The sequence below is a fragment of the Colwellia sp. MB3u-41 genome (genome assembly GCF_014076845.1).
Lineage (GTDB): Bacteria > Pseudomonadota > Gammaproteobacteria > Enterobacterales > Alteromonadaceae > Colwellia_A.
On the sequence record NZ_JACGUT010000084.1, the window covers coordinates 549,418 to 562,012 of the forward strand.

General features: G+C 37.9%; 12 protein-coding genes. 9 read left to right on the forward strand and 3 right to left on the reverse strand.

The genetic code is table 11. From position 1 onward, the window contains the following. The first annotated feature begins 121 nt into the window (after positions 1 to 121). Together H4J73_RS19130 and H4J73_RS19135 are read left to right on the forward strand one after the other, a co-directional pair. Positions 122 to 1,243: an alanine--glyoxylate aminotransferase family protein gene (locus tag H4J73_RS19130; RefSeq protein ID WP_182223379.1), complete on the forward strand. Its 1,122-nt coding sequence runs from the start codon at positions 122 to 124 to the stop codon at positions 1,241 to 1,243. Positions 1,244 to 1,697: 454 nt separating this feature from the next. Next, positions 1,698 to 2,576 carry a hypothetical protein gene (locus H4J73_RS19135; RefSeq protein ID WP_182182056.1) on the forward strand — a complete coding sequence of 293 codons (879 nt, stop codon included), beginning with the start codon at positions 1,698 to 1,700 and terminating at the stop codon, positions 2,574 to 2,576. Positions 2,577 to 2,788: 212 nt separating this feature from the next. Here the strand turns inward: H4J73_RS19135 and H4J73_RS19140 are convergent, their stop codons facing one another. From H4J73_RS19140 to lolB, 3 genes are all read right to left on the reverse strand, one after another. Further along, on the reverse strand, positions 2,789 to 3,736 hold the full coding sequence (locus tag H4J73_RS19140; protein ID WP_182182135.1) for a ribose-phosphate pyrophosphokinase: 948 nt from the start codon (positions 3,734 to 3,736) through the stop codon (positions 2,789 to 2,791). A 137-nt stretch (positions 3,737 to 3,873) separates the two neighbouring features. Next, complete coding sequence (ispE, locus tag H4J73_RS19145) at positions 3,874 to 4,803, reverse strand: 4-(cytidine 5'-diphospho)-2-C-methyl-D-erythritol kinase (protein ID WP_182182057.1); 930 nt, start codon at positions 4,801 to 4,803, stop codon at positions 3,874 to 3,876. Next, the gene (lolB, locus tag H4J73_RS19150; protein ID WP_182182058.1) at positions 4,796 to 5,431 is read right to left on the reverse strand and encodes a lipoprotein insertase outer membrane protein LolB; all 636 of its coding nucleotides are present in this window, start codon (positions 5,429 to 5,431) and stop codon (positions 4,796 to 4,798) included. The genes ispE and lolB overlap by 8 nt, the downstream gene beginning before the upstream one ends. A gap of 233 nt (positions 5,432 to 5,664) precedes the next feature. On the opposite strand from lolB, the gene hemA reads away from it, so the two are divergent. The 7 genes from hemA to kdsA all read left to right on the forward strand — a co-directional run bounded on the left by hemA (position 5,665) and on the right by kdsA (position 12,531). Beyond that, positions 5,665 to 6,924: a glutamyl-tRNA reductase gene (gene hemA / locus H4J73_RS19155; RefSeq protein ID WP_182182059.1), complete on the forward strand. Its 1,260-nt coding sequence runs from the start codon at positions 5,665 to 5,667 to the stop codon at positions 6,922 to 6,924. A gap of 162 nt (positions 6,925 to 7,086) precedes the next feature. Then, entirely contained in the window at positions 7,087 to 8,175 is a 1,089-nt protein-coding gene (prfA, locus tag H4J73_RS19160; RefSeq protein ID WP_182182060.1) for a peptide chain release factor 1, read from the forward strand. A gap of 8 nt (positions 8,176 to 8,183) precedes the next feature. After that, on the forward strand, positions 8,184 to 9,098 hold the full coding sequence (prmC, locus tag H4J73_RS19165; RefSeq protein ID WP_220460130.1) for a peptide chain release factor N(5)-glutamine methyltransferase: 915 nt from the start codon (positions 8,184 to 8,186) through the stop codon (positions 9,096 to 9,098). Next, the gene (locus H4J73_RS19170; protein WP_182182061.1) at positions 9,095 to 9,457 is read left to right on the forward strand and encodes a SirB2 family protein; all 363 of its coding nucleotides are present in this window, start codon (positions 9,095 to 9,097) and stop codon (positions 9,455 to 9,457) included. Before prmC ends, H4J73_RS19170 begins: the two co-directional genes overlap by 4 nt. A gap of 64 nt (positions 9,458 to 9,521) precedes the next feature. Further along, positions 9,522 to 10,322 carry a SirB1 family protein gene (locus H4J73_RS19175; protein WP_182182062.1) on the forward strand — a complete coding sequence of 267 codons (801 nt, stop codon included), beginning with the start codon at positions 9,522 to 9,524 and terminating at the stop codon, positions 10,320 to 10,322. A gap of 62 nt (positions 10,323 to 10,384) precedes the next feature. Continuing rightward, positions 10,385 to 11,647, forward strand: coding sequence for a DUF819 domain-containing protein (locus H4J73_RS19180; RefSeq protein ID WP_182182063.1), 1,263 nt, complete (start codon positions 10,385 to 10,387; stop codon positions 11,645 to 11,647). A gap of 35 nt (positions 11,648 to 11,682) precedes the next feature. After that, positions 11,683 to 12,531 carry a 3-deoxy-8-phosphooctulonate synthase gene (gene kdsA, locus H4J73_RS19185; protein WP_182182064.1) on the forward strand — a complete coding sequence of 283 codons (849 nt, stop codon included), beginning with the start codon at positions 11,683 to 11,685 and terminating at the stop codon, positions 12,529 to 12,531. Positions 12,532 to 12,595: the final 64 nt, after the last annotated feature.

Below are 12,595 nucleotides of genomic sequence, written 5' to 3' on the forward strand. Positions count from 1 at the left end.
GAAAGTTGGGTATTATACCCGTTACCATTAAAAGTCCACTCTGAAAACTGAATCTTGATTAATAACGGCTATATATGTGCCTAATACTCAGTAATGTATAATGCTTATAAGAGAATTAACTATGACAATTACATCTTTTTATCCGACTCCTCGTACTTTAATGGGTCCTGGACCTAGTGATGTTTCACCGCGCGTTTTATCTGCCTTAGGTCGCCCAACAATTGGTCATTTGGATCCTGAGTTTGTTCAGATGATGGACGAAATTAAAGTTTTACTTCAGTATGCTTTCCAAACAAAAAATGAATTAACGATGGCTGTTTCAGCGCCAGGCTCTGCTGGTATGGAAACTTGTTTTGTAAACTTAGTTGAGCCAGGCGAAAAAGTCATTGTGTGTGTGAATGGCGTTTTTGGTTCTCGCATGGTTGAAAATGTCGAACGATTAGGCGCTATAGCCATTGTTATTAATGATGAATGGGGGACTCCTGTTTGTGTTGAAAAAGTAAAACAAGCTTTTAAAGATAATGCTGAGGTTAAATTTCTAGCGTTTGTTCATGCTGAAACATCTACCGGTGTGTTATCTGACGCAAAAACATTATGTGAAATAGCGCGGGAAAACTCAGCATTATCGATAGTGGATGCGGTGACTTCGTTAGGTGGTGTTGAGCTTAGAGTTGATGACTGGGGTATTGATGCTGTTTACTCAGGTAGCCAGAAGTGTTTATCGTGTGTACCTGGCATATCGCCCATTAGCTTTAGTGCAAAAGCGGTCGAAAAATTAACAAGTAGAAAATCTAAAGTCCCTAGTTGGTTTTTAGATTTATCTTTGGTTATGGGGTATTGGGGCGGTTCGGGTAAGCGTAGTTATCATCATACTGCCCCCGTTAATTCTTTATATGCTTTACATGAATCTTTGGTGATGTTGCAAAACGAAGGATTAGAGAATGCTTGGGAACGCCATGATAAACAGCATCAGAAATTAAAGCAGGGATTAACGAAATTAGGTATTAAGTTTGTGGTTGAAGAACCGTACCGCTTGCCACAATTAAATACGGTATTGATCCCCCAAGGTGTTGATGATGCCCTTGTTCGTCAAACGTTACTAAACGACTATAATTTAGAAATTGGCGCTGGTCTTGGCGGCTTTGCGGGTAAAGCATGGCGAATTGGTTTGATGGGGTATGCGGCTCGAACTGAAAACGTAACGCTTTGCTTAGCGGCGTTAGCTGATATTTTAGATAAATAATAAGGAAACATCCATTACACAATGTAAAAGAGCGGCATTAGTTCCAAAGCATGATGAATACGCTTTTATTGACAAAATCTCCGTAGCTAATGGTTTTCTCTGCTTAGCTTTAAGGCTTAAACCTTTAGTTTATGCTTGTGAAGCTGCTACAGTTCTAACTCGTGATATAGATAGAAGGTCCGCTGACGAAGATTTTTTTGATGCAAATGCAAAGTGTAAGTAGTAAAGATAATAATTAAAGTTAATTATAAAACAATAGGTATATTATGTTTAAAAAACTTAATCAAATAAAATGGATGGAGGTAGGAGCAGCTTTTGTTTTTTTATGCCTTGTTAATATATTGTCCTCGTATTATATACGTGGAGTAATAGATATATCTATTGTAGATATTATTATGTTTACCGTAATCGCCATATTGATTTCATTAATAAAAAAAAAAGGTAAAGGTTGATAATGAAGTTACTTATAATGTTTTCTTTAGTTTGTGTGTTTGTTTACTTTATAATCTTTCAAGGCACAAGTAGTGATAATGAAAATACAATTTCGTCAAGTAGTGAATTAGATATGGCTATTTCAGAAAAGATAATCATAAAAAATAAGGAAACAAAAAGTAATATATCCAATACTAAAATGTTAGTAAACACTGCTAGTTTAAGTAAAAAACTACAAAATGATGCTATATATAAAGCTAAACTTCTTAATTCAACAGAGACAGAAGCAAGTAAAAAAGAAATACTTGAGAATATTGATATTGATCTTGTTAATGCTATGGAAGGATTATTTAAGTCATCACGTGACAATGACTGGGAATCATTTTTATCTTTGACTGATTTGCTGAATGTTGCTGATGTTACAACATTAAATTTAGCTTTGTTTAAAGCCATTTCAAATAACGCCCCGATAGAAGTCATTAAAAAGTTATTAGGTCTAGGGGCACAGTTTCAACCAGAAGTATTAACCATACTTGCATTAAAGAATAATGTAGTTCTCACAAAAGCGTTAATTCCTCTCGGCCTTGATATTCACGGCGTTGATAAACAAGGGCGAAATGGTATTAGTCAGACACTTGTTATTTTTGATTCGCGTGATATGTTTGATTTTTTTCTTAATAACGGTGTTAGTGTTAACCCCCGCACACTAGGAGTTGACCCTTTAGATATGGCACTTTTAAAGCTACTAAAAGAAAATGATTCAACACTTTATTATATTGAGACGTTAATTGATTATGGCGCTTCTATAGGAAGTAGTCATAAAAAATTGTTACTATTGTTAGAACAGGACAACCCTTCGCTATATGAACGGTTAACAGTGCTAGCACCTCGGCTTATCTAGAGTAAAATAACCCATCTGTATTGATTTCTTATGCACTGCAGTCAATTCATTAACCAAGCAATGGTCGATTTTGGTCAGTACCGCTCAAAAAAACACGAACAACGTTTATACATTCGACTATAAATAAATTGTGAGTCGCTTTAAATGAAAAAGCCCCGAGTAAGAGTTACTCGGGGCTTTATTATTTATTACGTTGTATTGTCAGTAAATGCTTAGCTGTCAAACATTGCTGAAATTGACTCTTCGTTACATACACGGCGAATCGCTTCAGACAACATACCACTTAAGGTTAATTGGCGAACAATGCCTAATGCTTTAATTTCATCAGTAAGCGGAATAGAATCGGTTACCACTAACTCGTCAATTACAGAGTCTCTTAAGTTTTGCGCGGCATTACCTGAAAGTACTGGATGAGTCGCGTAAGCGATAACGCGTTTTGCGCCATGTGCTTTTAATGCTTCAGCCGCTTTGGCTAGCGTGCCACCGGTATCTATCATATCGTCAACAATGATACAGTCACGGTCAGCAACATCACCAATAATGTGCATAACTTGTGCTACATTAGCTTTTGGACGACGCTTATCGATAATGGCAAGGTCAGCTTCATTAAGTAGCTTAGCTACAGCGCGAGCGCGAACTACACCACCAATATCAGGAGAAACCACAATTGGGTTATCTAAATCACGAGAAATCATATCTTCAAGTAAAATAGGGGTGCCAAATACGTTATCTACAGGTACATCGAAGAAACCTTGAATTTGCTCTGCGTGTAAGTCAACCGTTAATACGCGGTCAACACCGACACTTGATAAAAAGTCAGCAACAACTTTTGCCGTAATTGGCACACGTGCACTGCGCACACGTCTATCTTGTCGAGCATAACCAAAATATGGAATAACGGCAGTAATACGACCAGCAGATGCTCGGCGTAATGCGTCAATCATTACAATTAATTCCATTAGGTTATTGTTTGTTGGCGCACAAGTTGATTGAAGAATAAAAACATCCGCACCGCGCACGTTTTCGTTAATTTCAACACTAATTTCACCATCACTAAAACTACCAACTTTGGCATCGCCTAAAGTCATGTATAGACGATCAGCTACTTTCTTGGCCAGTTCAGGGGTGGCATTACCCGCAAATATTTTCATGTCAGGCACGGTCAGTTCCTCGGAAACTTTTGACATATTAAGTTACGCTATTAGTTAAACGTGAGTTTACTATTAGCAAATTATTAAATTTTTTCCAGTGGTTCTTAGCATTTTATGAAAATAAATTCTCATGGGTATTATTATGCTCAATTACTTTTTTGTAATGTTACTAAACGATCAATAACGTTACGTAAAGGAGAAATATTCATACCTTTTGCCACAAAAGAAATTATTCCCTTAGGAAGTAATGACTGAATGCGACAGGCCTCTTGCTCAGTATCAAAGCGGGAAAAAATACACGCTCCGGTACCAGTCATACGAGAAGGCGCGTATTCTACCAACCAAGCCAGTAACTTGGCAACCTCAGGATAGTCTTTTATTACTAAGGTTTGGCAGTCATTGTGGCATAAGTCTATGTCTAACTTACTAATATCATCATTTAAATTAACTTTCGCAGTGTTACGGATTAAATGAGGAGAGGTAAAAACACTGGCAGTAGAAATGCTTACGTTGGGTTTACTGACTAAAAACCAACTTTCTTTAGGTGTAACAGGGGTCAGTTCTTCACCAATACCTTCAGCAAAAGCGGCAAAGCCATGTATAAAAATAGGCACGTCAGCGCCAAGTGATAAACCAAGTTGTGCTAATTCAGCTATTGTTAAGTTAGCTTTCCACAAGGTGTTTAAGGCTAATAAAATTGTTGCAGCGTTTGAAGAACCTCCGCCTAAGCCGCCTCCCATGGGGAGAATTTTTGTGATTTTTATTTGTGCGCCTAACTTTTGCTTATCACCACTTAACGAGTTCTCTAGTACTTTATTGTCTATTAAATGTTTTTGTAATAACTGAGCGGCTTTAACAATTAAGTTATCTTCATTTAAGACGCCGTCAATAGGGGTAAGTAATTCAATTCGATTACCCTTGGTAACTTTTATATCTATAGTATCGCTGTGATCTAAGAACTGAAAAATGGTTTGTAACTGATGATAACCATCGCTACGTTGACCAATAATATGGAGGAATAAATTAAGCTTGGCAGGGGCCGGAAAACGGTGGAATTGTTCGTGAGTATTAATCATTGCTTGTGACGTCCCATTGATGAACATTAATTTTAATGGTGATGTTATCTTGTTTTATGGAGAACTTCGTTGCCAATTGATATTGCTCTACCTGCTGATACCCCCCATATTTTAGCTGCCATATTTTTTTGTCATGATAGCTGGTCAATGTTGTCGGTAATTGCGTTTTATCGTTGTAAGTAATTTTATCATGGGCTAAATAAGGTAAGCCTTTTAACCAAAAGGTCATTGCCTGTGTTGGCAGAGTAAAACTTGTCAGAGATGAAAGCAGGGCATTTAAATCTGAACTTTGGTAACGTTCACCATCAACGTTAATTACATGCACACCATTTAACGATTCTAGCTTAAACACTTGAATACCCAGTACCGTACTTAAATTCAATGTTTGACGATTATTATTCTCTTGGTAGAGCCAATTAAGTGTTAGACTATGGCGCTCTTTGGGGCTAATAATGGCTATTTTCCCCTGAATTTTCCAAGTGGACAATGTTTTAAGTTTTTTAGTGCGCTCGGTGATGTTCTGATGTTCTGTAATTTGCTGATGGTTATTTGTTAAGGAACGACAACCAGACAAAAGTATCAGGAATAAACTGAGAAAAATGAAAAATGATACTCTTAATTTGTTCATATAAGCCATTAATATTAAGTTAAACGTTAAAATATCGCGTTGTCGCGTATTTGGTGCTTTTAATTTTCTGTGATTTTTCGTAAAATTAACATCATTATTTATTATAGATCATAGGTTTTTTGTAAAACCTGACTAATAATGTGGTTAATGAAAAGATTAATCGAAAATAAATTGGTCAACGATAATTTTTATTTTTTGTATTAATCGTATATTAAGGCTGAATAGTTCCCGTTATGTCGATAGTTGCTGTTGGAATCAATCACAAAACTGCCCCCGTTGCTGTTAGAGAGAAAATCTCTTTTAACCCCGACAACTTAAGTGTGGCATTAACTGAATTACTTGGGAACGTAAAATGTCGCGAAGCAGCGATTTTATCAACCTGTAATCGAACCGAACTCTATTTAGTTCAAGAAGGTGATGTCAGTATTACCCAAGAGAAAGTCGTGCGGTGGTTAGAACAACATCATAATGTACCTGCTTCAATTATCACGCCTAGTTTATATTGGCATACCGATCAACAAGCGGTTAACCACATGATGCGTGTAGCTTGTGGCCTTGATTCTTTAGTTTTAGGCGAACCGCAAATCCTGGGTCAAATGAAGCAAGCTTATAGCCAAGCAAAAGCTGCAGGCTCTATGTCATTAATCATGGACCGTTTATTTCAACGCACTTTTGGTGTTGCTAAACAAGTTCGTACAGAAACAGAAATCGGCGCTAGCGCTGTTTCAGTGGCTTTCGCTTCGGTAAATTTAGCAAAGCATATTTTTGCTAATCTTGAAAATGTAAAAGTGCTTTTAGTTGGGGCCGGTGACACCATCGAGCTGGTTGCTAAACATTTATACGAAAATAAAGTGGGTAAAATAACCGTCGCTAATCGTACTCTTGCACGAGCCGAAGCAATGGCAGGCGCCATTGGCGCAGATGTTATTACGTTAGCGCAAATCCCTGACAGGATGGCTGATGCCGATATCGTTATTAGTTCAACGGGTAGTACTTTGCCTATTATCGGTAAAGGAATGGTTGAACACGCATTACGAAAACGTAAGCATCGACCTATTTTTATGGTCGATTTAGCGGTTCCTCGCGATATCGAAGAGCAAGTAGGCGATTTAGAAGATGTTTTTTTATACACTGTTGACGACTTACAAGGCATTATTGCCAAAAATTTAGCGAACCGTCGCAAAGAAGCGGTTCAAGCTGAGGCGATTGTTTCTTCGCAGTCAGATGTTTTTATGTCATGGCTTCGCGGCTTAAATACGCAAGATACCGTTATAGACTATCGCAAGCAGTGTTTAGAGCACCGCGATTTATTACTTGAAAAAGCCCTTGTACAGCTACAAAGCAATAAATCACCAGAGGCTATCATGGCTGAATTAGCTACTAAATTGACTAATAAATTTATGCACGCACCAACCAGCGCTATTCAATCAGCTGCACAAGGTGGAGAATTAGACAAACTGGTTTACTTACGTGACATTTATAATATTAAATAGCCGTACTTAACTACCGTATATCCCAAACATATGAAGATGGTAATTTCGGCTAACTTGGCTATTTACAGCTTTTTTACACCTTTGATTGAAAGTGTACAACTAACCCTTTAAACTGCAGACCACCAATTTTCGTCCGCTGTTCCCTAATTATAAGATTTCTTAATGAATAAATCTGTTTATCAAAAACTTGAAATATTAGTCGAGCGCTTTGAAGAAGTTCAAGCCTTGCTTTCTGATCCTGGAACACTTTCGGATCAAGAAAAATTTATTGCCTTATCAAAAGAGTTTTCTCAATTAGAAGCAGTCACTAGTGTGTTTAATGACTACCAAAGTGCAGAAGAAGACTTTTCTTTAGCCGAAGAAATGCTAAAAGATGAAGACCCTGATATGCGTGAAATGGCGCAAGAAGAATTTAAATCCGCTAAGAAAATGATTGAAGAATTAACTGATCAATTGCAAATTTTATTATTACCTAAAGATCCAAATGACAACAATAACTGTTTTGTTGAATTACGGGCGGGTGCGGGTGGTGATGAAGCCGCAATTTTTGCGGGCGATTTATATCGTATGTATAGCCGTTACTGTGAAAAGAAAGGCTGGCGTATAGAAGTCATGAACACGAATGAAAGTGAACAAGGCGGCTACAAAGAAGTTATTTTCAAAGTCATTGGTGAAGGTGTCTACGGACAAATGAAGTTTGAGTCTGGCGGTCATCGCGTGCAACGTGTGCCTGAAACAGAATCTCAAGGTCGTGTACATACTTCTGCCTGTACAGTGGTTGTTATGCCTGAAATTCCAGAAGCGGATGCGATAGAAATTAACAAAGCTGATTTAAAAGTTGATACATTCCGCGCATCAGGTGCCGGTGGACAACACGTTAACAAAACTGATTCGGCGATCCGTATTACACATATTCCAACGGGTGTCGTTGTCGAGTGTCAAGAGCAACGCTCTCAGCATAAAAACCGTGCGCAAGCGATGTCAGTATTACAAGCACGTTTACAACAAGCTGAAGACGAAAAACGCCGCAGTGAAGAAGAGTCTTCACGTCGAAATCTTGTGGCAAGTGGCGATCGTTCAGAGCGTATCCGTACTTATAACTATCCACAAGGGCGTATGACAGATCACCGTATTAATCTTACCTTATATCGCTTAAACGAGGTCCTTGAAGGAAATCTGCACTTAGTTTTAGAGCCTATAATGTTAGAAAACCAAGCCGATTTACTTGCGGCTCTCGCTGAACAAAACTAGTTACTGGTTTGAGCGAATCTTTAAAATCGTCAATAACATATTGCCAGCAGAGCTTTGCTGAAATAATTAATCAAGGGCAGCAGTTGCTCGCTGCCTTTTCAGACAGCGCAAAACTTGATTGTAAAATTTTACTCGCTTTTGTTTTGAACAAAGAAACAAGTTACCTGTTAACTTGGCCTGAAAAAAAACTAACCGAGCAAGATTTTCAAGCTTTTATGGCCTTGTTTGAACGCCGTTTACAGGGTGAACCTATTGCTTATATCACCCAAGAACGTGAATTTTGGTCATTACCTTTTTACGTGTCACCCGCAACGTTAATTCCTCGTCCTGATACAGAATTACTCGTTGAACACATTTTAGCGCGCCATGTAGAAAATGATTTGTCCTGTTTAGATTTGGGCACAGGTACTGGGGCTATTGCATTAGCGTTAGCATCAGAAAAAAATCAATGGCAAATTCATGGGGTTGATTTTAGTGATGATGCGGTAACTTTAGCTAAAAAGAACGCTCAACGCTTGCAGCTATCACATGTTGAAATTTATCAAAGTGATTGGTTCTCCAATATAACAGCAAATAAAAAGTTTACTATTATTGTGAGTAACCCTCCCTATATCGATGGCGCCGATAAACACTTAGCGATAGGTGATGTTAGGTTTGAACCGTTATCGGCACTTGTTGCTAGTGATAACGGCTTTGCAGATATCAAACGCATTGCTAAAGACGCACAAGTTTACTTAAAAGACAATGGTGCGCTTTATTTAGAACATGGTTTTGAACAAGGGGAAGGTGTTAGAGATATATTACATCGATTAGGCTATCAATCGATTGAAACACTAAAAGATTATGCCGGAAACGATCGAGTCACTTGTTGTATTATGTTGAGTGACAACAAAAATAAAAATAATAATGAGGTATGTCGATGAAACATTTACATATGACGCTAGTCGCAATAACCATTCTATTGTTCACTTACCGTTTTGCATTAACGCTGGTGGGTTCATCACAATTAAATAAAAAATGGCTGAAAATAAGTCCTCATATCGTTGATACCTTTTTATTGTTATTAGGTGTTGGCCTAGCGGTTAAATTAGCGATTAACCCATTAGAACAATTATGGTTAGCCGAAAAAATTATAGCGATAATTTTTTATATATTTACCGGTTATTACACCTTAAAATTAGCACGTAATCGAACGATGCAGATCATTGGTTATTTAGGTGCTATAAGTTGGATCATGTTAGCGGTAAAAATAGCAACAACAAAACAAACGGTATTTTTATAATTAATATCCTCCCTCCGAAATAAGCCATAACTTTACAATAGGGTAAGCAATTAAAAACTACAGTATGAATGAATTATTATTTTCCGAGCTCAATGATGACGATAAATCCCTCATTGACGCTTTTGTCCTTATTGAAGAAGTTGTTTTTGGTCATAGTGACTTTGATCCCGCAGATCTTGATCATATTGTTGAACAATGTTCAGAATTGATTGTTGATACAGAAGAGTATCTGGAAAAGGCTGAACAATTGATCAATGAACTTTTCATTGAACAACTGCTTATTGATAACCAACGTGATTTTTGGCCAGTTACTGCTCATATGTTAAAGAGTGGTCTTGATTTTAAGTTAATGTCGCCCGCATTAAAAAGTATTGTATTGTGTCATATATTTCGTCTTTGTGGTTTTGAAACTGATGTGGTCTTTGTACCAAAGAAAAATATGATCCGTGTAGTATGTGATGAACTTTATGCGATTGTTTTTGATCCCATTACGGGAGAATCATTAAACTGGCATGAGCTTGATTTATGTATGGACGACCTTGATGGTGATCCACAAAGTGATCAAATAGAAGATATTTCGAGATTAAGCCTAATTGTTAAACATGTTAGCTCGTTGAAAAATGCGTTGATCCGTGAAGGGCAGTTTCCTCAAGCACTAAAATGTGTCGATATTTTAATTGCTTTGCGGCCAGATGATCCCTTTGAGCGTCGAGATAGAGGGTTTTTATTACATCAACTCGATTGTTTTAAAGTCGCTTACGATGATTATCAATATTTTGTCGAAAAATGTCCAAAGGACCCTGCAGCGCAATTATTAAAAATGCAATTGGACAAAATTACGATAGCTGATACGGTATTACATTAAATAAATCCTGAAAGTAAGGTAAGCCTTACACATAAACCCAATAAAAATAACAAGGTTAATCAATGGAAGATCAAATAATCAATAATAGCCCTTTTATCACGAATGATGCCACCGTTATGGGATTGCTCGCGATAATACTTGGGTTCGTTTTCTATACATCTAATAGTGAACATCCAGCCTTTAAGAAGTTCTATAAATACATACCCGCATTACTGATGTGTTATTTACTGCCGTCTTTGTTAAACACTTTTGGCATTGTTAGTGCAGAATTGAGTCAAGTAGACGAAGTCGCTAAGTATTACTTGTTACCGGCTTGTTTAGTTTTATTAACTTTGAGCATTGACATAAAAGCTATCGTTGGTTTGGGTAATAAAGCCATTATCATGTTTTTAACGGGGACGATTGGTGTCGTTATTGGCGGCCCAATTGCCTTATTAGCGATTTCAGCTATTTGGCCTGAACTGCTTGGTGTTACAGGGCCTGAAGCTGTTTGGCGTGGTATGGCTGCACTGGCAGGTAGTTGGATAGGCGGTGGTGCGAATATGTTGGCAATGAAAGAGATTTATGGCGCTGACGGAAAAATATTCACTATTATGGTTACCGTTGATATTGTTGTCGCCAACTTGTGGATGGCGGTATTACTGTATTTAGCCGCTAATCATAAACGCATTGATGCGAAGAGTGGCGCTGATACTTCTGCAATCGATAGATTAATTGACCGTGTTGAAGCTTCGCAACGGGAAAACACCAAATCACCTGTTTTAAAAGACTTTATGCTGATTATCGCCGTAGGGTTTGGCGCTGCTGGTTTAGCACATTTTGCCGCAGACTATTTAGTGCCGTACTTTCAAATGAACTTCCCTGACTTGAAAAGGTTTAGCTTACATTCAAAGCTATTCTGGATCATCGTATTAGTGACAACCATTGGTTTAGGATTGTCGTTTACTAAAGCGAGAAAGCTTGAAGCTGTAGGTGCATCGAAAGTAGGTAGCAGTTTATTATACGTGTTAGTGGCGACTATAGGTTTGCATATGGACGTTACTCAAATTGTAGAGTCACCGAAATATATCGCTATTGGCGTTGTTTGGATGTTAGTGCATGTTATTTTACTACTCATTGTAGGAAAAATAATTAAAGCGCCTATTTTCTACTTAGCTGTTGGTAGTAAAGCGAATATTGGTGGTGCTGCTTCTGCGCCTGTTATCGCTTCAGCATTTCATCCTTCTTTAGCGCCTGTAGGCGTTTTACTTGCGGTGTTAGGTTACGCTTTAGGCACCTATATGGCTTGGCTATGTGGCCAGTTGTTAAGAATTATTGGTAGCTAATCGTTTGTTAGCACCAGACTTACTTGGGAAAAATTATGACAATAGCTTCAATAAAACTCAATAAATACAATATTGAAATAGCGAACGATAAGCCGTTTGTATTATTTGGTGGTATGAATGTATTAGAGTCGCGTGATTTAGCGATGAGTACTGCCGAGCACTATGTAGAAGTGACACAAAAACTCAATATTCCTTATGTGTTCAAGGCATCTTTTGATAAAGCTAATCGTTCTTCTGTTCATTCATACCGAGGACCAGGCTTAGAAGAAGGTTTGAGAATATTTGAAGAAATTAAGTCGACGTTCAATGTACCAATTATTACTGACGTCCATGAAGTACATCAAGCACAGCCAGTTGCAGAGGTAGTTGATATTATTCAGCTACCCGCATTTTTAGCGCGCCAAACTGATCTTGTGGTAGCAATGGCGAAAACCAATGCAATTATTAACGTTAAAAAACCACAGTTCCTTGCCGCCCATGAAATGCGCCATATCATTAAGAAATTTTCAGAAGCTGGTAATGAGCACGTTATTCTTTGTGAGCGTGGCAGCTGTTATGGTTATAACAATCTTGTTGTTGACATGCTGGCGATGGACGAAATGAAAGATTATGCGCCAGTCATATTTGATGCAACTCATGCTTTACAACAACCAGGTGGTCGAGAAGATTCTGCTGGCGGACGTCGTGCTAAAGCCGCCCAATTGGCACGTAGTGGCATGGCATTAGGTTTGGCGGGTTTATTTATAGAATCACACCCTGACCCCGATAAGGCTAAGTGTGATGGCCCTTGCGCGTTACCTCTCGATAAACTTGAACCTTACTTACAGCAAATGAAATCAATTGATGATTTAGTTAAATCATTTACGCCATTAATTACTGGCTAGCTTGTTGTACCAATTCAACTTAATAAAAAAGGTGCTTAAAAGCACCTTTTTTATTAAGCGATTA